The sequence below is a fragment of the Citrobacter sp. RHBSTW-00944 genome (assembly GCF_013615435.1).
GTDB lineage: Bacteria > Pseudomonadota > Gammaproteobacteria > Enterobacterales > Enterobacteriaceae > Citrobacter > Citrobacter braakii.
The window spans coordinates 2,321,824-2,343,040 of record NZ_CP055418.1 but is presented as its reverse complement, the minus strand read 5'-3'; the positions used below and the strand labels follow the sequence as shown (position 1 = coordinate 2,343,040).

At 49.4% G+C, this 21,217-nt stretch carries 14 protein-coding genes and 6 pseudogenes; 15 read left to right on the top strand and 5 right to left on the bottom strand.

Annotation, left to right across the window (positions count from 1 at the left end; genetic code table 11):
* On the bottom strand, positions 1-1,386 hold the full coding sequence (locus tag HV334_RS11270; RefSeq protein WP_181221732.1) for a diaminobutyrate--2-oxoglutarate transaminase: 1,386 nt from the start codon (positions 1,384-1,386) through the stop codon (positions 1-3).
* A 611-nt stretch (positions 1,387-1,997) separates the two neighbouring features.
* Between HV334_RS11270 and lysC the strand changes: the two genes are divergently transcribed.
* The gene (lysC, locus tag HV334_RS11265) at positions 1,998-3,359 is read left to right on the top strand and encodes a lysine-sensitive aspartokinase 3 (protein ID WP_181221730.1); all 1,362 of its coding nucleotides are present in this window, start codon (positions 1,998-2,000) and stop codon (positions 3,357-3,359) included.
* Positions 3,360-3,483: 124 nt separating this feature from the next.
* Here lysC and ychH read toward each other — a convergent pair whose 3' ends face one another.
* On the bottom strand, positions 3,484-3,765 hold the full coding sequence (gene ychH / locus HV334_RS11260) for a stress-induced protein YchH (protein WP_016153301.1): 282 nt from the start codon (positions 3,763-3,765) through the stop codon (positions 3,484-3,486).
* A gap of 274 nt (positions 3,766-4,039) precedes the next feature.
* Here ychH and pth point away from each other — a divergent pair, with 274 nt between their 5' ends.
* From pth to HV334_RS11245, 3 genes and pseudogenes are all read left to right on the top strand, one after another.
* Positions 4,040-4,624, top strand: a complete 585-nt coding sequence (pth, locus tag HV334_RS11255) for an aminoacyl-tRNA hydrolase (protein WP_181221728.1) — start codon at positions 4,040-4,042, stop codon at positions 4,622-4,624.
* A 115-nt stretch (positions 4,625-4,739) separates the two neighbouring features.
* The gene (ychF, locus tag HV334_RS11250; protein WP_016153303.1) at positions 4,740-5,834 is read left to right on the top strand and encodes a redox-regulated ATPase YchF; all 1,095 of its coding nucleotides are present in this window, start codon (positions 4,740-4,742) and stop codon (positions 5,832-5,834) included.
* Positions 5,835-6,062: 228 nt separating this feature from the next.
* A pseudogene (locus HV334_RS11245) lies at positions 6,063-7,223 on the top strand (integrase arm-type DNA-binding domain-containing protein); the annotation flags it as partial.
* 278 nt (positions 7,224-7,501) lie between these two features.
* Here the strand turns inward: HV334_RS11245 and HV334_RS11240 are convergent.
* On the bottom strand, positions 7,502-8,374 hold the full coding sequence (locus HV334_RS11240; RefSeq protein ID WP_016152964.1) for a LysR family transcriptional regulator: 873 nt from the start codon (positions 8,372-8,374) through the stop codon (positions 7,502-7,504).
* Positions 8,375-8,482: 108 nt separating this feature from the next.
* Between HV334_RS11240 and HV334_RS11235 the strand changes: the two are divergent.
* Positions 8,483-9,073, top strand: a pseudogene (locus HV334_RS11235) (YbfB/YjiJ family MFS transporter); the annotation flags it as partial.
* 16 nt (positions 9,074-9,089) lie between these two features.
* Here HV334_RS11235 and HV334_RS11230 read toward each other — a convergent pair.
* Positions 9,090-9,787, bottom strand: a protein-coding gene (locus HV334_RS11230; RefSeq protein WP_095033700.1) for an IS1-like element IS1B family transposase whose coding sequence is annotated in 2 segments (ribosomal slippage) — positions 9,090-9,538 and positions 9,538-9,787 — 699 coding nt in all. Because the reading frame shifts where the segments join, the coding sequence is not laid out codon by codon here.
* A 98-nt stretch (positions 9,788-9,885) separates the two neighbouring features.
* Here HV334_RS11230 and HV334_RS11225 point away from each other — a divergent pair.
* From HV334_RS11225 to HV334_RS11195, 7 genes and pseudogenes are all read left to right on the top strand, one after another.
* Positions 9,886-10,449 (top strand): annotated as a pseudogene (locus HV334_RS11225) (YbfB/YjiJ family MFS transporter); the annotation flags it as partial.
* On the top strand, positions 10,446-11,666 hold the full coding sequence (locus HV334_RS11220; RefSeq protein ID WP_249415064.1) for an FAD/NAD(P)-binding protein: 1,221 nt from the start codon (positions 10,446-10,448) through the stop codon (positions 11,664-11,666). The pseudogene HV334_RS11225 and the gene HV334_RS11220, both read left to right, overlap by 4 nt.
* 69 nt (positions 11,667-11,735) lie before the next feature.
* Positions 11,736-11,990, top strand: a pseudogene (locus HV334_RS11215) (IS3 family transposase); the annotation flags it as partial.
* A gap of 230 nt (positions 11,991-12,220) precedes the next feature.
* Positions 12,221-13,561: an IS110 family transposase gene (locus HV334_RS11210; protein WP_008786676.1), complete on the top strand. Its 1,341-nt coding sequence runs from the start codon at positions 12,221-12,223 to the stop codon at positions 13,559-13,561.
* A gap of 13 nt (positions 13,562-13,574) precedes the next feature.
* Positions 13,575-14,183, top strand: a pseudogene (locus HV334_RS11205) (IS3-like element ISEc52 family transposase); the annotation flags it as partial.
* 281 nt (positions 14,184-14,464) lie between these two features.
* On the top strand, positions 14,465-15,541 hold the full coding sequence (locus tag HV334_RS11200) for an IS110 family transposase (protein ID WP_000227969.1): 1,077 nt from the start codon (positions 14,465-14,467) through the stop codon (positions 15,539-15,541).
* 16 nt (positions 15,542-15,557) lie between these two features.
* A pseudogene (locus tag HV334_RS11195) lies at positions 15,558-15,866 on the top strand (integrase core domain-containing protein); the annotation flags it as partial.
* 487 nt (positions 15,867-16,353) lie between these two features.
* Here HV334_RS11195 and HV334_RS11190 read toward each other — a convergent pair.
* Positions 16,354-17,501, bottom strand: a protein-coding gene (locus tag HV334_RS11190) for an IS3 family transposase (protein WP_131020090.1) whose coding sequence is annotated in 2 segments (ribosomal slippage) — positions 16,354-17,252 and positions 17,252-17,501 — 1,149 coding nt in all. Because the reading frame shifts where the segments join, the coding sequence is not laid out codon by codon here.
* A gap of 105 nt (positions 17,502-17,606) precedes the next feature.
* On the opposite strand from HV334_RS11190, the gene HV334_RS11185 reads away from it, so the two are divergent.
* The 3 genes from HV334_RS11185 to HV334_RS11175 are packed head-to-tail and all read left to right on the top strand — an operon-like array spanning position 17,607 to position 21,215.
* Positions 17,607-18,137 carry a spore coat protein U domain-containing protein gene (locus tag HV334_RS11185; RefSeq protein WP_016153348.1) on the top strand — a complete coding sequence of 177 codons (531 nt, stop codon included), beginning with the start codon at positions 17,607-17,609 and terminating at the stop codon, positions 18,135-18,137.
* Between the two features lie 14 nt (positions 18,138-18,151).
* Complete coding sequence (locus HV334_RS11180) at positions 18,152-18,874, top strand: molecular chaperone (protein WP_016153349.1); 723 nt, start codon at positions 18,152-18,154, stop codon at positions 18,872-18,874.
* Positions 18,875-18,929: 55 nt separating this feature from the next.
* The gene (locus HV334_RS11175) at positions 18,930-21,215 is read left to right on the top strand and encodes a fimbria/pilus outer membrane usher protein (protein ID WP_181221726.1); all 2,286 of its coding nucleotides are present in this window, start codon (positions 18,930-18,932) and stop codon (positions 21,213-21,215) included.
* The last annotated feature ends 2 nt before the right edge of the window (positions 21,216-21,217 follow it).

The window sequence follows — 21,217 nt, the reverse complement described above, 5'->3', positions numbered from 1 at the left end:
TTAAACCGGCTTCACGCCAGCGCCCAGCAGGGCATTTTCGAATTTATCGAGGAAAATCTCCAGTTCTGCGTTGGTGATCAACAGAGACGGCAGCAGACGCAGTACGCAACCGTTACGGCCGCCACGCTCAAGAATCAGGCCGTTTTCGAAACATTTTTTCTGCAGCAGCGCGGAAAGCTCGCCATCGGCCGGGTAGCAGCCCATGTGATCCTGCGCTTCGTTCGGCTTAACGATTTCCAGACCAATCATCAGGCCCAGACCACGTACCTGGCCGATAACCGGGTAACGTTTTTGCAGCTCGACCAGTTTGCCTTTCAGCCACTCACCCTGGGCGGCAACTTTATCGGCAATCTTGTCGTCTTTGAGGATTTTCAGCGTTGTCAGACCGGTCGCCATCGCCAGTTGGTTGCCACGGAAAGTGCCGGTGTGATGGCCCGGAGCCCACGCATCGAACTGCTTTTTAATGCCCAGTACCGCCAGTGGCAGACCGCCGCCAACCGCTTTGGACATCACGATGATATCCGGCTCAATACCGGCGTGTTCGAAGGCGAACAGTTTACCCGTGCGCGCGAAGCCTGCCTGAACTTCATCGATAATCAACAGAATGCCGTGTTCCTGGGTCACTTTACGAATACGCTGCAGCCACTCGATCGGTGCCGGGTTTACCCCGCCCTCGCCCTGCACCGCTTCGAGGATCACGGCAGCCGGTTTACGCACGCCGCTCTCAACGTCGTTGATCAGGTTTTCGAAGTAGTAGGTCAATGCTTTGACGCCAGCGTCGCCGCCAATACCCAGCGGGCAACGGTACTGATGCGGATACGGCATAAACTGCACTTCCGCCATCATGTTGCTGACGGCTTCTTTCGGCGACAAGTTGCCGGTCACGGACAGCGCGCCGTGGGTCATCCCGTGGTAGCCACCGGAGAAGCTGATGATGCTGGAACGGCCGGTAACTTTCTTCGCCAGCTTCAGCGCCGCTTCAACGGCATCGGCACCGGACGGCCCGGTGAACTGCAGGCAATACTCTTTGCCCTGGCCCGGTAATAAAGAAAGTAAATACGATGAGAATTCATCTTTTAACGGTGTGGTAAGGTCAAGCGTATGTAACGGTAAGCCGCTTGTGATGACACTTTGAATGCTCTGCAGCACTTCAGGATGATTATGACCAAGCGCCAGGGTTCCGGCACCTGCCAGGCAATCAAGATATTGATTATTTTCTACGTCAGTAATCCAGACGCCCTGCGCTTTAGCAATTGCTAATGGCAGTTTACGTGGATAGCTGCGGACATTAGATTCAAACTCAGCCTGTCTTGCTAAAAAGGTATCATTGCTCTGTGGTAATGAATTAGCACTTAAAGTATCAATACGGACTTTATCCGTCATCATATCACTCCTACAACCAGGTGTAGATTAACGCCTGATTGAATAAATGGTTATAAGGGTTACCTGTAAAAAAGCGCGGCTAATATATGTTGTTTTATCCCTGGACTCAATCATTTATTTTTCAACACATTTAGCGGGTGTTTTTTCTTTATAATTCAAAGTGTAACAGCCACCCCTCATTACGAAATCCTAAAGAAATATATCTATTTAATTAACAATTACCGTAGCCAATTGCAACGCATACGATGTTATAAAAACCATGTAATTTTCATGTTTTTATTATTTTTTTACACGTTTTTACCATTAATAATGTACGCGTTTTCTTGTTACGACATGATTTTTCAATTATTTGTCGATAAATCGAATAAAAAAGTCGATCCCTAAATATAAATCACTTAGTATGGCGCGCTTATTTGCAGGCTATGTAAATAAAATTAATGCGCAGCACCCGGTAACGCGTACAGGCGACACGCGTTTTCGACAACAGGAATTCCCTGGGTTGTCAGCAGAAATGTTCGCGGGCGGACATTTCGTAAGGCGAACACCGTTTCCCCTTATGCCGAGAATGAAAATTTTCTAGCCATACTTTTATGGCGCCCTGATATGAGATTGTTATGACTCGCATTTATCCACCATCCGTCGTTGCCAAATTTGGCGGCACCAGCGTCGCTGATTTTGATGCGATGAACCGAAGCGCCAGCATTGTCCTTGCTGATCAAGATGTCCGTTTAGTCGTACTGTCTGCTTCTGCAGGCGTTACAAACTTACTGGTCGAGCTTTCTGAAGGTCTGGAAACGCATCAACAATTAGATAAGCTTGAGACCTTACGCGCCATCCAATACAACATTATTTCCCGCCTGAAGCAGCCGTCCGTTATCAGCACGGAAATCGATAATCTTCTCAACAACATCCGCCATCTTGCACAAACGGCGACCGTTTCACCGTCTGATGCGCTAAGCGATGAATTGGTCAGTCACGGCGAGCTGATGTCCTCTTTACTGTTTACTGAAGTCTTACGTGAACGGCATGCCGAGGCCGGGTGGTTTGACGCCCGCAGCGTGATGCGTACCAACTCCAGTTTCGGCTGCGCCGAACCCGAACTCAGTACCTTGCACCACCTGGTGGAGACTCACCTGCGCCCTCGTCTTGAGCAAGCGATTATGGTGACCCAGGGGTTTATCGGCCGGGATGCCGCAGGGCATACCACTACGCTGGGACGCGGTGGTAGTGATTACACGGCGACGCTTCTCGGTGAGACGCTTCACGCCGCACGCGTGGACATCTGGACCGATGTCGCAGGGATCTACACCACCGATCCGCGCATTGCGCCGCGGGCCAAACGGATTGACCACATCTCATTTTCCGAGGCCAGCGATATGGCCGCCTTTGGTGCGAAGGTCCTCCACCCGGCTACGCTGCTTCCGGCAATGCGCAAAAGCATTCCGGTCTTTGTTGGCTCAAGTAAGGATACGGCTGCCGGTGGTACGCTGGTGCATAACACCACCGACAACCCACCTCGCTATCGTGCGCTTGCCGTGCGCCGTAAACAGACGCTGTTGCGATTACATAGTCTGGAGACACAACCGTCCGGTTCTTTCCTGGCGCAGTCCTTCGCCATTTTAGCTCGCCACGCGGTCACGGTGGATTTGGTTACAACCTCAGAGAACAGTATTGCACTGGCGCTGGACGCGACTCACGCTACCTCAGGTGAAGATCATATACTGACCAGCGCATTGTTTACCGCATTGTCCTCCCACTGTCGTGTGGAAGTGGAAACCGGACTGGCATTAGTCACTTTGGTGGGGAATCGGCTGACTCAGGCGGCGGGTGTTTGCAAAGACGTTTTTGCCTGGCTTGAAGGGCATACGGTGCGAATGATTTGCCACGGCGCGTCAAATGACAACCTGTGTTTCCTGTTGCCCGCTGAAGACGCGGATAGCGCGGTTAAAACGTTACATTATCGGTTATTCGAATAACGTTTCTTATATTCCATAGCGAATATAAAAGTGCGTTCTATGCAAGGATAATGAACAAGCAGAGTCCTGGTTTTTCAACCAGGACTTTGTATTCAAACCGCAGCCCTCTCTACCGGGAAACGATTTAGTTATGACGATGAGTGGTATCACCGCGACGACAGCGTTTGTCATAATGGCGTACCCACCAGTAACGGTCACTGATTTGCTCGTGCCCGCCCACTCTGGCTCCCGCCAACCACAGAACACCACCTACAAAAATACTGAGCACGGCACCATGTGCGAAAAACTGTGGCAGATTAAATTGCGGCAATTGGTTTAAAATAGAGTAACCAACACCCCCCACCATCACCACCAACCCTAAAGCCATGAGTACGTTACCGAGTAACGAAGCGTTTTTGCGTTTCATGTGTCACCTCCGGAACTTTGGGTTGCTACAGGGAATACCCCTAATCCTTATGTGTAAAGTATAGACAACACTGCCGTTCGCAAGTGCGGGAGCGATCACAATTACAAACACTCGCGCAACAAAACTTTACAAATAAGCTACTGAACATACTCAATTTCTAATAGTCCATTTGTGCAATTATTCAGCTTTTGGCGATTAGTACGCAGTTTTTTGTCAAGAGCAGCGTCAGACAGTAAACTACACGTCGTTTATGGAAACACTCAGGACAAAACACGTGACGATTAAATTGATTGTCGGCCTGGCGAACCCCGGCGCAGAGTATGCGGCAACGCGACACAACGCAGGCGCATGGTATGTCGATTTACTGGCAGAGAGATTACGCGCGCCCCTGCGTGATGAGCCGAAATTCTTCGGCTACACCTCCAGAGTAACGCTCGAAGGGGAAGATATCCGTTTGCTGGTACCGACCACATTTATGAATCTCAGCGGCAAGGCCGTGGGTGCGATGGCCAGTTTTTATCGTATCAACCCCGATGAAATTTTGGTCGCGCACGACGAATTAGACCTGCCGCCTGGCGTGGCAAAATTTAAGCTCGGTGGCGGTCATGGCGGACATAATGGCCTGAAAGACATCATCAGCAAGTTGGGCAATAACCCCAACTTTCATCGTTTACGCGTGGGAATTGGTCATCCGGGTGATAAAAACAAAGTTGTCGGATTTGTTTTAGGCAAACCGCCTGTTTCAGAACAGAAGTTAATTGATGAAGCAATTGACGAAGCGGCACGTTGTACCGAGATTTTATTCAAAGATGGCCTGACCAAGGCAACGAGCCGGTTACACACCTTTAAAGCGCAATAAGCAGCGATGTGCGGCATTTTTCTCGCGTGCTGTGTATAATAGGCAGAGTTATTTACTTTTCTACAATCTGTTTTCCATAACAGGTTGAATATCAAAAGATTAAGGTGATTTAAACATGGGATTCAAATGCGGTATCGTCGGTTTGCCAAACGTAGGCAAATCCACCCTGTTCAACGCGCTCACAAAAGCGGGTATTGAAGCGGCAAACTTCCCGTTCTGTACTATCGAGCCGAACACAGGTGTTGTCCCGATGCCCGATCCGCGTCTGGATCAGTTGGCCGAAATCGTCAAACCGCAGCGTATCCTGCCAACAACGATGGAATTCGTCGATATTGCCGGTCTGGTAAAAGGCGCGTCCAAAGGCGAAGGTCTGGGTAACCAGTTCCTGACGAACATCCGTGAAACCGAAGCTATCGGCCACGTGGTTCGCTGCTTTGAAAACGACAACATCATCCACGTTAATAACAAAGTGGATCCGGCTGACGACATTGAGGTTATCAATACCGAACTGGCGCTGTCTGACCTGGATACCTGTGAGCGCGCTATCCATCGCGTACAGAAGAAGGCCAAAGGCGGCGATAAAGACGCTAAAGCGGAACTGGCTGCACTGGAAAAATGCCTGCCACAACTGGAAAACGCTGGCATGCTGCGTGCGTTGAAAACGCTGACTGATGAAGACAAAGCGGCTATCAAATACCTGAGCTTCCTGACGCTGAAGCCAACCATGTATATCGCCAACGTCAACGAAGACGGTTTTGAAAACAACCCATACCTCGATAAAGTGCGTGAAATCGCCGCAGCTGAAGGCTCCGTGGTGGTTGCAGTTTGCGCTGCCGTTGAAGCTGACATCGCAGAACTCGATGATGCTGACCGTGAAGAATTCATGGCTGAAATGGGTCTGGAAGAGCCAGGTCTGAACCGCGTAATCCGCGCTGGTTACGAACTGCTGAACCTGCAGACCTACTTCACCGCTGGCGTGAAAGAAGTTCGTGCATGGACCATTCCTGTTGGCGCAACGGCTCCGCAGGCGGCGGGTAAAATTCATACTGACTTCGAGAAAGGCTTTATCCGCGCACAAACCATCGCGTTTGAAGATTTCATCACCTATAAAGGTGAACAAGGCGCGAAAGAAGCCGGTAAGATGCGTGCAGAAGGTAAAGATTACATCGTTAAAGATGGCGATGTGATGAACTTCCTGTTCAACGTCTAAATAAAATTTGTTGCCTCATGAGGTTTCATCAAATCTCATGAATATCGAAAAAGTCTACAAAATCCACGCAATTGCGTGGATTTTTTATTTCAGAGAGTGTGCATCTGTCTCGTAACGAGACAGTCAAAAATGAGTACGTGGATGAGCACAACATTCTGCCATCTTCATTTTTAGTGGGTACGATAACGGTATAATAAACAAACAAGGCCCCGTTAGGTTCACTGATACGAATGCCGCACTGCCAAGCCGAAAGAAAAACTCTATCGACTTAATGATTTCAATGGTCTCTACCTCGAAGTGAAACCCAATGGTAAAAAGGCATGGCGCTATCGGTTTAAACTCAACGGTAAATCCAGCATGTTTGCGCTGGGTGAGTACCCGACGGTCAAACTTGCCGAAGCTCGCGAGAAATGCGAGCAAGCGCGTAAGCAAGTCGCAGATGGAGTTAGCCCGACACAGGCTCGTCAGTTAGATAAGATCCGTAAGGTCAATGACGCATCTAACACCTTTGAGCTGATCGCCAAAGAGTGGTTGCAGCTGAAAGACTGGGCCGAAATCACCAAAACGCGGCGACTGGATATGCTTGAGCGTGTAGTTTTCCCCGCCATCGGCAAACTTCCTATCAGGGAAATCACTCCGCACCACATTCTTAAAATTCTTCAAGAAACTGCTAAACGAAGAGCACCGACAGTTGCCGCTGAAGCCCGTCGAACAATTTCATCAGTTTTCGAGTTGGCAGTCGCGACACTTAGAGCTGATAGTGATCCTGTCTGGCCCGTGCGCAAAGCTCTTCCGGCAAACAAAACGCAGCACAAACAGGCATTGAATCCTCAGCGAATCGGAAAGTTATTAAACTGTTTTGACAATAGTCGTGGCTCATACCAGGTTAACTATTGCATGTGGCTCATGTGGTGGACATTAGCGCGTCCTGCAGAAGCCACCGAAGCCGAATGGACAGAGTTCGATCTTGATAACGCCCTGTGGACCATTCCGGCAGCGCGGATGAAAGCCCGCAGAGAACACGTTATTCCCCTACCCTTCCAAGCTGTCAAAATGCTCAGAACACTACAGGGATTAACCGGGCATCGGCAGCACCTTTTCCCGGGGAGAGACAATCCGCTAGGTCCAATGACATCGCACTCGCTGCGCCAGCTACTTAAAAGCCTCGGCTGGAGTGGTACATATAGCCCACATGCAACCCGAACCACAGGAAGTACCCGTTTAAACGAGTTGGGCTATCGACCTGATGCTATTGAGGCCCAACTTGCGCACGCTGATACCAACAATGTTCGTCGCACATACAACCATGCAACTTATCTTGATGAGCGTAAAGTGATGATGCAGGAATGGGCTGATATGTTGGACAAATGGGTAGCAGGATTCGAGTAGAACTTGCTGCACTTACTGAACCACGAGGATAGAACTCATTCCTCAGGGTCCACTTTGTGCCAATGGCAGACTGGCAACGAACGAATCAGAGAGCAGATGCCGTTCTTACTACAAAACAGTGGTCAAATTTCTTGACCAATCCCAGGAAAGAAATCTTCAGCAACTCTATTAAATTGCATTAGTCAATCCTGAAACTGAAAGCCTGCATCGATAATAGATCCATATAGAGTATTTACCAGCCCAAAAGCCCTAACGGCACAATATGGTTGTGGAATACCTCAGTGGGATGAAACAAAGGAAACAAAGCAATTCAATACCCGGCTAACCTCACGATTTTTAAGCCATATCATCATAGTATTGACATTACCAATGTGAGGAGTAATAGAGTGGCACCGTATGGGGAAGCTCGTTTCATACTGTTTGACGACGCTCTCAGGCAATAATGCAATGCCCATTCCGGCACTTACGCAACCAAGTATTGCCTGAAAAGAACCAAACTCCAGCGGGTCGTCATAATCGACATTTTGTAGCCGTAACCATTGCCCAAGCCGGGAACGATAATTACATCCTTTCACAAAGACGAGCGGCCTTGTCACCTCCAGATCGGCTCCCGTCACGACATCACCATGCTCTGCGGCCGTAACCAGAACCAGGGTTTCCTGACACAGCACCTGCGTTTGTAGCCTTGAATTGTCTACGTGCAACGCCTTGTGGTCAGCGACGAAGGCAATTTCAAGTTCACTATTCTGGATCTGACGAACTAACACATCTGTCGGTGACGTTTTTAAGTTTAATTCTACGGAGGGCATTTCACGGTGGAAGTTTGCCAGCAAAGCAGGAAGTCGGACGGCGGCAGTGGTTTCCATTGCGCCAATGCGCAGAGGGCCAGCCGCTTTCGTTCCCTGCATAGACAACTCGGCTTCGTCTAAAAGCGCGAGGATTTTGTTAGCGTAACGCAGAAGCAGTTCACCTTCAGGGGTGATGTGAAGACGATTCTTCTCGCGAACAAACAACGAAACATCCAGGCTGGACTCCAGTTGCTTGAGCCGCGTCGTGACGTTTGAAGAAACGCAGTGCAGATTACGGGCTGCTGCGGTGATAGAGCCGGTTTCCGCGACGGTTTTAAACAAATTTAATGAGGTACTGTTCATCGTGTCTGTCACTCAAAGTGAAGGTTTTCGTCATTTTTATTAACTTTTTATTATCATTTCTTTATGTAACATAACAATCAAATCTGATTGACATATTGAGCCTGAAAAATGGATCTTGATCACAATGTTATTGGCCACCGCCAGTTGAGCACGGCTGTCTTCGGTATGATTGTTTTAACGCTGGGGATGGGAATTGGTCGGTTTTTATATACTCCGATGCTGCCGGTCATGTTGCATGAAAGCATTTTTAATTTTTCGCAATTATCGTTAATCGCAAGCGCGAATTACGCCGGATACCTGGTTGGCAGCCTCCTGTTCTCGTTTGGTATTTTTGGTGGCCTGAAGAATATCAAAACGATGTTAATTTGTGCTGCATTAGTCACCGGCCTGCTTATTTTTGCGATGGCAGTAGTCACGCACCCTGATATAGTAATTGTTATTCGATTTATCGCCGGTGTTGCCAGCGCAGGCATGATGATATTCGGGTCGATGCTTATGCTACAGCATACCCATAATCCGTTTGTCATTGCTTCTTTGTTTGCCGGCGTCGGGGTGGGTATTTTTATAGGCAATGAATATGTTATAGCCGGTATCGCATATGCATTAAATTCAAAGCTACTATGGATCGGCGCGTCAATCATTTCAGCTGTACTCTTCATCGCGCTGATTATCTTGCTGCCTGCAAATAAACACGTTCTACGGTAATGACTCCAACTTATTGATAGTGTTTTATGTTCAGATAATGCCCGATGACTTTGTCATGCAGCTCCACCGATTTTGAGAACGACAGCGACTTCCGTCCCAGCCGTGCCAGGTGCTGCCTCAGATTCAGGTTATGCCGCTCAATTCGCTGCGTATATCGCTTGCTGATTACGTGCAGCTTTCCCTTCAGGCGGGATTCATACAGCGGCCAGCCATCCGTCATCCATATCACCACGTCAAAGGGTGACAGCAGGCTCATAAGACGCCCCAGCGTCGCCATAGTGCGTTCACCGAATACGTGCGCAACAACCGTCTTCCGGAGCCTGTCATACGCGTAAAACAGCCAGCGCTGGCGCGATTTAGCCCCGACGTATCCCCACTGTTCGTCCATTTCCGCGCAGACGATGACGTCACTGCCCGGCTGTATGCGCGAGGTTACCGACTGCGGCCTGAGTTTTTTAAATGGCGGAAAATCGTGTTGAGGCCAACGCCCATAATGCGGGCGGTTGCCCGGCATCCAACGCCATTCATGGCCATATCAATGATTTTCTGGTGCGTACCGGGTTGAGAAGCGGTGTAAGTGAACTGCAGTTGCCATGTTTTACGGCAGTGAGAGCAGAGATAGCGCTGATGTCCGGCAGTGCTTTTGCCGTTACGCACCACCCCGTCAGTAGCTGAACAGGAGGGACAGCTGATAGAAACAGAAGCCACTGGAGCACCTCAAAAACACCATCATACACTAAATCAGTAAGTTGGCAGCATCACCCGTTCTACCTCCTCAGAAAAAAGCTTCGTCATCCGAGCCGAACATCCAGTGGTGGAATTTAGCATTGTTATATGGACTGGCAGGCTTCGGTTATATCATTGTAGCTACTTATCTCCCTTTAATGGCCCGGGGAGTGGGTAATGAATTTCTGGCCAACCATATCTGGTCTATTGTTGGCCTTGCCGTTATCCCAGGATGCTATGGTTGGTTATGGGCTGCACGCAAGTGGAGCATATTGTCCTGCCTGAGTGTTAACTTAATTGTGCAGGCGAGCTGCGTTGTGATGGCCTCGTTTATCCATTCCCCGCTTTTATTGACCTTGAGTTGTATTGGCTTTGGTGCAACTTTCATGGGAACCAGTTCTCTCGTTATGCCACTCGCGAAAAAGATTTCTGCACCACAGAAAATTAATCTTCTGGGTCTGGTGACGTTAACATATGGCATTGGGCAAATTGCCGGGCCATTAATCGTGAGTGCGTTTCAGAACAATAAAAACGGGATGACTATTTCAATATTATCTGGCGCTTGTGCGTTATTTATCGCAGCAGGGATTAGCTATGTTCAACACAGCAAAGTTAAGTACTCTCAAAGTTGGAGCAAAGAATGAAAAAGACAACCGTTGCTATTATAGGAATGGGGCCTCGGGGGCTTAGTATTCTGGAAAGGATTTGTGCTCAGCATGCACAACGTAAACAGAATGAACATATTAATATTGTTATCGTTGATAAAAATGCGATGGGTGTAGGTGCGCACAGTTTATCGCAGCCCGACCATTTATTGGTTAACACCGTTGCTTGCCAGATAACATTATTTGGTGATGCGACGGTAAAAAATGCCGGATCTTTCCGTTCAGGGCCATGTTTTCATCAGTGGGCTAATGAGCAGGGCTATAAAAATGTTGATGGCCGTTATTTAAAAGACGTGGCTGGCAAACCAATTGACGCCAACGATTATTTACCTCGTCGATTATTAGGTGAATACTTAAATTGGTTTTATCACGAAATTATCAAAAGTTTGCCTGACAATATCTCGGTTACACAGATAAATCAGCAGGCCAACAACATTCTGATTCAGGACGATGCGAAGTCTATTATTGTCTTGGAAGACAGTCAGCGTGTGGTGGCCGATTACGTCTATTTAACCACTGGTCACAGCGACAACGCCAAAACGTTTGACGATCATCTTGTTGAACGATTTATTGCCAATAATTATAAGAAAAATGAACGCCTGGACTACTATTCGACTCCTTATCCAATAAATAATTTGAATAAAATAACAGCGGAATCAAATGTGATTGTTCAGGGTATTGGTCTGACTGCCTATGATGTCATTTCGCAACTCACTATCGGCAGGGGTGGAAAATTTAGCCGGGAAGAGGGTGAGCTTCGCTATCATCCTTCCGGAAAAGAACCGGGTATTTTTATCTATTCACGTAAGGCTCTACCTTTTAGCAGTCGCGGCGCGAATCAAAAAGGCGTTTCTGGGCAGTACTCCCCACGCTTCTTAACGGCAATGGCTATCAGAGAATTGCGGTTGAAAAATGTGTTTGAGAAAGGATCTTCAAAAATCGATTTTCTTGAACAAGTTTTCCCCTTACTGCATAAAGAAATGTGTTATGCCTATCGTTCAACCCTAAATGGGCAGTGGTTAGATGCTGGCTCTTATGAACCGAGCGCTGAAGACATCGCGGTAATTGACAGTGTGCTTTATCCACATCAATCGCAGGAACATCTGAGTTTAAAGGATTATACTCAATGGTTTATGTATTTCCTGCGTAAAGATCTCCAGGAGTCTGAGGAGGGCAATGTCCATGGCCCGATCTGAAGTGGTTTACTGAATTTGGCCACCTGAACAGAGGTGATATGCTCACCTCAGAACAACACAGGTGCCATAATGAAAAAAAGAAATTTCAGCGCAGAGTTTAAACGCGAATCCGCTCAACTGGTCGTTGACCAGAATTACACCGTGGCAGATGCAGCCAGCGCTATGGATGTCGGCCTTTCCACAATGACGCGATGGGTGAAACAATTACGTGATGAGCGGCAGGGAAAAACACCAAAAGCCTCTCCCATTACCCCGGAACAAATTGAAATCCGTGAGCTCAGGAAAAAGCTACAACGTATTGAAATGGAAAATGAAATATTAAAAAACTGTCCATGGGTGAAACCCCGTCCTGAGTCTCAGAAACTCCCCGGAAAAGTTGGCAGGCTAATTTAGCGAAGGAAGCAGCCGTCGGCCTTTTGGTGGTATGACCCCGTAAAAAAACATGGTTCAGGGACTGTGGCGGATCCGGCAGTGGTGACTTTGATCCCGTTCAGGAAGGTGATTTCTCCGTCGTCCCCTCCTTCGTTCATCGAAAAATGAGCAAGGAGATTTCCATGAAAAAATCCTCCCGAATGTCTGTTATCCATCCTCATGCTGCGGGCGTTGATATTGGCGCTGAATTCCACGTAGTCGCCGTTCCACCGGATGCTGACGCCGAGCCGGTCAGAACTTTTCAAAGTTTCACTGGCGACCTTCATCGGATGTCCGACTGGCTCAAAACCTGTCACATTACGACCATTGCCATGGAGTCCACTGGCGTTTACTGGTTGCCTGCTTTTGAGATCCTTGAGGCTGCGGGTTTCAATGTGATCCTTGTTAATGCCAGAGACGCAAAAAATGTTCCCGGTCGCAAGACTGATGTCAATGACGCACAGTGGCTGCAGAAGCTGCATTCATTTGGCCTTCTTCGGGCCAGTTTCAGACCTGAACACGACATTTCCGTACTCAGGTCTTATTTGAGACAACGGGAACGCCTGACTGAATACCGGGCTGCTCATATCCAACATATGCAGAAGGCGTTGATGCAGATGAATGTTCAATTGCATCATGCCGTATCGGATATTACTGGCGTTACCGGTCTTTCAATCGTCAGAGCTATTGTCAGTGGTGAGCGCGATCCTTCAGTATTGATCCAGTATCGTGATGTCAGATGTAAAAAGACGCCAGAGGTTCTTCAACAGGCACTGACAGGGAACTGGCAGCCTGAACATCTTTTTGCACTTGAACAGTCGGTGGCATTTTTCGATTTTTACCAGGAAAAAATCCGTGAGTGTGATGATCAAATCGAAACTTCATTATTGCAGCTCAGCACCGGAACTGAAGAGCCTGAAGGAGTATTGCCCTCCGCCAGACATCGTACAAAACAGCCCAATCAGCTTTCCTTTGATGTCAGGCCATTACTCTGGAAAATTACCGGAGCAGACCTGACACAGATACATGGGTTCGGACCTTATCTGGCACTAAAATTCGTTGCCGAATGCGGTACTGACATGAATCGCTGGCCGGATGCGAGCCATTTTACCTCGTGGCTGTGTTTGTCCCCGGGGAATAAGATCTCCGGTGGAAAAGTACTGTCCTCGAAAACACGGCGTTCATCCAGTCGAATTGCTGCTGCACTAAGACTGGCAGCCACAACAATTGGCCGGAGCGATACAGCGCTGGGTGCTTTTTATCGTCGATTATCATCCCGTATCGGGAAAGCAAAAGCAGTCACTGCAACGGCAAGAAAACTGGCAATACTGTTCTACAATGCCCTTAAATACGGTCAGAAATATGTCGATCCTGGCGCGGATTATTATGAAGAGCGCTACCGTAATCGCGTACTCGACGGGCTTAAACGAAGGGCAAAATCACTGGGTTACTCTCTCCAGCAAGATCCCGAGTTATGCGTGTGAACCGGGAGTTTCTCAGGAAGGCTACCGCGCTCTTGATGTCAGACTCCCTGAACAGTTCTCGATAATCGGGAAACTCAGGGCGCGTTATCCTGTGGCCACTCTCTGCCATGTGTTCGGGGTCCATCGCAGCAGCTACAAATACTGGAAAAACCGTCCTGAAAAGCCAGACGGCAGACGGGCTGTATTACGCAGCCAGGTACTTGAACTGCATGGCATCAGCCACGGCTCTGCCGGAGCAAGAAGCATCGCCACAATGGCAACCCAGAGAGGCTACCAGATGGGGCGCTGGCTTGCTGGCAGACTCATGAAAGAGCTGGGGCTGGTCAGTTGCCAGCAGCCGACTCACCGGTATAAGCGTGGCGGCCATGAGCACGTTGCTATCCCGAATCATCTTGAGCGACAGTTCGCCGTAACGGAACCAAATCAGGTGTGGTGCGGTGATGTGACCTATATCTGGACGGGTAAGCGCTGGGCGTACCTCGCCGTTGTTCTCGACCTGTTCGCAAGAAAACCAGTGGGCTGGGCCATGTCGTTCTCGCCGGACAGCAGGCTTACCATGAAAGCACTGGAAATGGCATGGGAAACCCGTGGTAAGCCCGTCGGGGTGATGTTCCACAGCGATAGTAATAATGCCGATGTCAGTCTTTACCACCACTTAGTTTGCCGTTTAACCAGATTGGTGTGATTACTGATGCAGTGAAGACCTTCCCGCATCCTGACTCACACAGCGATCGACCTTTTGTGTCCTGCCCTGGACCCGTCGGTTGCCGGAAGCGCCTTCATGCGAGGCATCTCCTCACCGATGCGCGTGACTCAAGAAGGGCCTGACGGCTTGTCTCGTTACTGTCCTGTCCGGGTTATCTGTCTGGAGATTCAACTCTGTTTCCTCACAGGAGCTCTGTCATGGTTGATAAAGTTACCGAAGCTGCCGTTGTGGGTGGCGTGGATACACATAAAGATTTGCACGTTGCCGCTGTCGTAGATCAGAACAATAAAGTCCTTGGGACTCAGTATTTCTCCACAACACGACAAGGTTACCGGCAGATGCTGGCATGGATGACCTCGTTTGGGACATTAAAGCGAATTGGTGTTGAGTGCACAGGTACCTATGGTTCCGGTTTGCTTCGTTATTTTCAGAACGCCGGGTTAGAAGTTCTTGAGGTGACTGCTCCAGACCGGATGGAGCGACGCAAACGGGGTAAAAGTGACACAATTGATGCTGAATGTGCCGCTCATGCAGCATTCTCAGGCATCAGGACAGTTACTCCCAAAACGCGTGATGGCATGATTGAGTCCCTGCGGGTATTAAAAACTTGCCGAAAAACAGCAATATCAGCCCGCAGAGTCGCTCTCCAGATTATCCATTCAAATATTATCTCTGCCCCGGATGAATTACGTGAACAGCTCAGAAATATGACGCGCATGCAGCTCATCAGGACCCTGGGTTCCTGGAGACCTGATGCCAGTGAATACCGCAATGTAACCAACGTTTATCGCATTTCATTAAAGTCCCTTGCCCGACGCTATCTCGAGTTACATGACGAAATCGCTGATCTGGATGTCATGATTGCGGCAATTGTCGACGAGTTGGCACCTGAGCTGATTAAACGTAATGCTATCGGATACGAAAGCGCTTCACAGTTGCTGATCACTGCCGGAGACAATCCTCAACGGTTAAGATCAGAATCAGGATTTGCGGCACTGTGTGGTGTCAGCCCGGTCCCCGTTTCTTCTGGAAAAACGAACCGTTACCGACTTAATCGTGGTGGAGATCGTGCTGCAAATAGTGCACTTCACATCATCGCCATCGGACGCTTACGAACTGACGCAAAAACAAAGGAATATGTCGCCAGGCGTGTAGCCGAAGGACATACAAAAATGGAAGCGATACGCTGTCTAAAGCGATATATCTCCCGCGAAGTTTACACGTTACTGCGCAATCAAAACAGGCGGATCAACAGTATCCCGATAACAGCTTGACTCTTAGAAGGGCGTCCAAGGCAGTCATTATACGAGCAGGCAGTTCCGGCAGTTACTGTGGCGATACCGGATCAGGCAGAGTATGAGTCGGCGTGGAAACTGCTGGGATAACAGCCCAATGGAGCGCTTCTTCAGGAGTCTGAAGAACGAATGGGTGCCAGCGACGGGCTATGTAAGCTTCAGCGATGCAGCTCACGCAATAACGGACTATATCGTTGGATATTACAGCGCACTAAGACCGCACGAATATAATGGTGGGTTACCACCAAACGAATCAGAAAACCGATACTGGAAAAACTCTAACGCGGTGGCCAGTTTTAGTTGACCACAACAGTAGAAATAAAAGGGATTTTGCGAATTTAGCTAAAGGTGGTTAAGTAATAAGTAAATTAGCTCAGTCATATTATCAGGTGATAATAACCATTATTTGCAAGTAAAGAGTTAAAGTTGAAATTGCAACTTTCTGCAGGTAGACCAATGATGCTTTCTTTTGGCATCCGAAATTTTTATATTTCCGATCCAGAGGGGAATCTGCTTGAAATAGGAAGTACGAACGAGAAGTTAGGGGGCGCATGACGGAGCAGTTGCAGGCATGCTGACCTCAGCCATACAGAGGTGTCATATATGGCGATAGCCAAAACGTCTGCAGTCCCCAACGAGTTTAGTGTTGGTCCGGATAAACGTGTATCAACAGTCGGGTGTTATGCCTCAAGTAATGACCCCCCTGTTAGCCTCCAAGCGGCGTAAATAACTCAATCAAGTTTTCCTCCGGATCGTACAGATGAACCACTCTCTGAATCGCCACGGATAATCTAGACACTTCCGAGCCGTTGATAATACTGTTTTTCATATTCTGTCGGTGACATCTGTTCGCTAGAACCATGCCGACGCTTACTGTTATAAAACATTTCGATGTAATCAAAAATATCACTGCGGGCTTCTTCTCGCGTTCCGTAGATCTTTTTCTTTATCCGTTCACGTTTCAACAACTGGAAAAAACTTTCTGCAACCGCATTATCATGGCAGTTACCGCGACGGCTCATGCTACCCTCCAGGCCGTGTGATTTCAGGAACGACTGCCACTCATGGCTTGTGTACTGACTGCCCTGATCCGAATGAACCAGCACCTGTTTTTCGGGATTACGCCGCCATACAGCCATCAGCAGTGCGTTCAGGACAATGTCCTTTGTCATCCGGGATTGCATGGACCAGCCGATAATTTTGCGTGAGAACAGATCAACAACAACGGCAAGATACAGCCAGCCTTCGTGGGTCCTGATGTAGGTTATGTCCGTTACCCAACGCTCATCAGGAGCATCCGGATTGAACTGTCGCTGGAGCCTGTTGGGTGACACGATACTGGCCTCGCCTTTACGTGCCCGCGGGCTTCGGTATCCGACCTGAGCCTTTATTCCGACACGTTTCATCAGTCTCCAGACTCTGTTTACTCCGCACTGTTGCCCGCTGTCACGCAGATCCAGATGGATTTTGCGATAACCATAGACGCATCCCGATTCCAGCCAGAACTGTTTAATCTGTCCTGTCAGTCTCAGGTCTGCCTGATGGCGTTGTGAATGCGGCTGCTGAAGCCAGGCGTAAAAACCACTGGGATGAACATCCAGCACCCGACAGAGCAGGCGAACAGGCCAGCAACAGGAGTTGTCACGGATAAAGGCGTACCTCAGTCGGACAGCTTTGCGAAGTACGCCGCAGCTTTTTTTAATATGTCCCGTTCGTCGGTAACCCGTTTCAGCTCTTTCTGGAGACGGCGGATCTCGGCCTGAGCATCTGACTGTTCTTTATTAGTGGAAGAATCCGGACCGTACTTCTTTATCCAGGCATAAAGGCTGTGGGTGGTGATATCGAGACGTGTTGCAACGCTGGCAACAGAATAACCGCGATCAACAACCTGTTTGACTGCTTCAGTTTTAAACTCTTCGGGATAACGCTTACCGCTCATGGGCACCTCTCTTTAAGCCATCTTAAATGACTCTGAGGTGTCTGTTAAACCCGTGGCGATTCATTCTAAAGTAATAAATGTGGTTATTTGAAAAAGGTAAAGGATATGGCTCTGGTCTTAGACAAACGCTTAATTCTTTGTTGCTGCGCCTTTTCCATTATTCCCGTGGCAAATGCAGCAACCGTTAACGGAACATTTCAGGTACTGATGACGATTCAAAAGGCCTGTACCGTAACTGCCGGTTCGGCTTCAAATATCACGCTTGGGCCGGTGAATACCACGGCAACAAATACCAATGCAAGCAACACGATTTCGATTAATTGCTCAAAAACCACGCCCTATTTTATCGGCCTGGCGCCGTCGGCCGCCAATGGGGGGACGACGACGGGCTCAGGCGCCATGTCCTCCGTGGCTAACGCAGCCACCAATACCGATAAAGTGCCCTACCAGCTAAATCGAACATCAGCAACAGGTCCGGTGTGGGGGAACACCGCCACCGACACCGCGCCTGGAAACGGCGTAGCGGCGACGGGGACCGGGCTGGTGCAAACGTTTACTGTTTATGCCACCGCACCGAGCGCCAACTTCACTCCTGACGACTATGCCGACACGGTAACGGTTAACGTTAACTACTAACTTCAGGAAGCCACATGAGAGTAAAACTGCCTGTTCAGCAGTGTGCCTGCGCATGCCTGTTAGGGATGGTTGCGAGCCTCAACCCTGCTGCCGCCAGCGGACTGCAAATCGCCCCGGTCACATTAACTTTGCTCGCGACGCAAAATGCCGATGGTATCTGGCTTAGTAATGCGGGTGAAAATGTGCTCAATGCCCAGGTTCGGGTTTTTCGCTGGAGCCAGAGCGCTTACGGCGACAAACTTTCCCCCTCTCAGGGGCTGGTCATTAGCCCGCCGATGCTGGCATTAGCCCCCGGAGAACGTCAGTTGATTCGCGTTATTCGGACCGGCCCACCTTCGGCACATGCTGAAGACGCTTATCGGTTATCGATAGATGAGTTACCGCCTGCAAAAGTAGAAAAAAATAAGCTTCAGTTTGTGCTGCATTATTCCGTCCCCGTTTTCATTCAACCAACATCAGCGGCGCAAACGCAGGCAAAATTGCAATGGAAATTACAACAGCTTGATGGCAAAAAATTTATTGAAGTGAGTAACCAGGGAAATGGGCATGCACAATTATCTGCTGCAACATTTATAAGCCCTGACGGTGCTAAAAAAGTTATTACGCCCGGACTGTTAGGCTACGTTTTACCCGGCTCAACAATGCGCTGGATAGTCTCCCCGTCGGCCAGTAATACTCATGATGGCGGGAAAGTTGAAGTCACAATCAATGGCCAAAAAACAGTACAAGATCTGTAACAGATCCTGGCTTCTGGTGAAATATTGCTTTCTCAATGGAGTATTAATATCGGGAATGGTTTGCGCACAAACGCTGAATAATAACCAGAACGAAGATGGTGTTATTAATGGCGCAGCCCAGCTCGTGGGGGTCAATTTGTATCTCGACGTCACCTTAAATGGGAATCCCGTTGGGCTGGTGCATTTGGGTTACGATAATGGAAAGCTCTATGCAGGGGCAGATACCCTGCGAAAAATGGGCTTTCGCTTTGCGCCTGACGCCACTCACGCCGTCTGCCTGAACGATATCCCCGAGCTAACCATTGACTATAACGTTCAGTTGCAAACGCTTTCGCTTACTGCGCCACTCAGTTCACTCGATCTTGCGACCACGCAGCTTAATTCCCCCGTAGAGACCGCGCCGACGGCGACAACATCACGCGGAGCGCTGCTCAATTACGATATCTATACCCAGCAGGGGGATGAAAGCGCAATAAATACCTTCAGCGAACTCCGCGCTTTCAATGCTGCAGGCGTGCTCAGCACCACCCAGTTGACGCAGTATTCCACCGAGGAAAATGCGGATAACAGCGTTGAGCGACTCGATACCAGCTGGCGTACGTCATTTCCCGAAACGATGCTGGCGGTAACCGTTGGCGATACCCTGACCAGTTCACTTATCTGGTCCCGACCGACGCGTATTGGCGGCATTCAGATAGGAACCGATTTTGGTTTGCGGCCCTATATGCCAACCACCCCGCTCCCTGCATATCTTGGCTCCGCGACGTTACCGTCAAACGTTGAGCTGTACGTCGACGGCGTCAGGTACTACAACGGAGAAGTCCCCGCGGGTAGCTTTCAGATCAACACAATGCCGAACATCAGCGGCGCGGGAACGGGTCAGGTGATGATGACGGATGCGCTGGGCAGAACGAGCGTACAAAATTTTTCGTTCTACAACGATCAGCAACTCCTGCGGGAAGGATTAACTGCCTGGTCAGCAGAACTGGGTACGGTACGCGAAAACTATGGTTACTCCTCTTTTGATTATGCCAGCGCACCGGTACTGAGCGGTACATGGCGTCGTGGGTTTAGCAATACGTTCACCGCCGGGACTCACGCTGAAACCAGCGATGGACTGATTAACGCAGGCTTCAGTAACGACTGGATCCCAGGCACCCGCAGCGGCACGTTTTCGACCTCAGTTGCCGCAAGTACCGACGCAGGAAAGAACGGTTTTCTGTACAGTTTTGGTTACCGTTGGTCCGGCGAACGGTTTAATTTCAGTACCAGTACGACGGCCACTTCCGGCGATTATCGTGATGTCGCCACCCATTATGGCGAGCCGCCACCGACGCTTAACAGCAATACGGTCATTGGCTATTCGCTGGGAGCTGCCGGTAATGTCAGCCTGAGTTACCTGCAGTTTCGTTATCCGCACGAAAATGCGGTGCGCTACGCCAACGCCAGCTGGTTCAAATCGATTACCGACAACATTTCACTGAATGCCGGATTCAACCAAAACATCGACGATAACCGCGATCGCAGTCTCTATTTGATGGTGACAATGACCACTGATAACAATCTCAGTGCCAGCAGCACCCTACAACGCACCAATGATGAAACCGGCTACCAGCTCAACGCCAGCCTGACGCCTCCTGCCGACGGCGGTTGGGGCTGGAATCTGGCCGCCAGTCAGCAGGCTTCCCGGCAAAGCGGTCAGGGAGAAGTGGGATATCTGGGGCGTTATGGTAAAGCGTACGCGGGATTCAGCCGTTTACCGGATAACCACTACGGCTACGCAGGCGCCACCGGATCGCTTGTTACCATGGGAGGCGGCCTGTTTGCAGCACGAGAAATCAACAATGGCTTTGCCGTCGTATCAACTGACGGCGTTCCTGACGTCCCGATTAAATTACAAAATAACCTGATTGGTCGCAGCGACGACCAGGGGCTATTGCTGGTCACGCCACTGAACAGTTATCAAAAAAACCTGATCAGTATTGACCCAATGGATCTCCCCACCAATATGCGGATCGCGCGCGTTGAGGCGAATGCAACGCCTGCCGATCGTTCCGGTACATTGGTTAGCTTTGGCATTACCCCCGTACGCGCTGCGCAGGTCATCCTCGTCGACAATCAGGGTAAACCCATTCCCGAAGGCAGCATGGCATACGCTATCAACGAAACAGGACAATCGTCTGTCGTTGGTTTTGATGGGATGACCTGGTTCGACATGCTGGAACAGCACAACGCGCTGCGCGTTGAGACAGACACCGGCAGTTGTCGCGTGCAATTTGACTATCCCTCTTCTGCAAAGGGGATTGTGCAAATAGGTCCACTGGTTTGCCGGCCACACTAACA

Bases quoted from the DNA above. Each gene is read 5' to 3' on its own strand.
- HV334_RS11175 (WP_181221726.1), top strand. From the start codon at position 18,930: ATGGTTTGCGCACAAACGCTGAATAATAACCAGAACGAAGATGGTGTT.
- HV334_RS11270 (WP_181221732.1), bottom strand. From the start codon at position 1,386: ATGATGACGGATAAAGTCCGTATTGATACTTTAAGTGCTAATTCATTA.
- ychF (WP_016153303.1), top strand. From the start codon at position 4,740: ATGGGATTCAAATGCGGTATCGTCGGTTTGCCAAACGTAGGCAAATCC.
- HV334_RS11240 (WP_016152964.1), bottom strand. From the start codon at position 8,374: ATGAACAGTACCTCATTAAATTTGTTTAAAACCGTCGCGGAAACCGGC.
- HV334_RS11200 (WP_000227969.1), top strand. From the start codon at position 14,465: ATGGTTGATAAAGTTACCGAAGCTGCCGTTGTGGGTGGCGTGGATACA.
- lysC (WP_181221730.1), top strand. From the start codon at position 1,998: ATGACTCGCATTTATCCACCATCCGTCGTTGCCAAATTTGGCGGCACC.
- HV334_RS11185 (WP_016153348.1), top strand. From the start codon at position 17,607: ATGGCTCTGGTCTTAGACAAACGCTTAATTCTTTGTTGCTGCGCCTTT.
- HV334_RS11180 (WP_016153349.1), top strand. From the start codon at position 18,152: ATGAGAGTAAAACTGCCTGTTCAGCAGTGTGCCTGCGCATGCCTGTTA.
- HV334_RS11220 (WP_249415064.1), top strand. From the start codon at position 10,446: ATGAAAAAGACAACCGTTGCTATTATAGGAATGGGGCCTCGGGGGCTT.
- HV334_RS11210 (WP_008786676.1), top strand. From the start codon at position 12,221: ATGAAAAAATCCTCCCGAATGTCTGTTATCCATCCTCATGCTGCGGGC.
- ychH (WP_016153301.1), bottom strand. From the start codon at position 3,765: ATGAAACGCAAAAACGCTTCGTTACTCGGTAACGTACTCATGGCTTTA.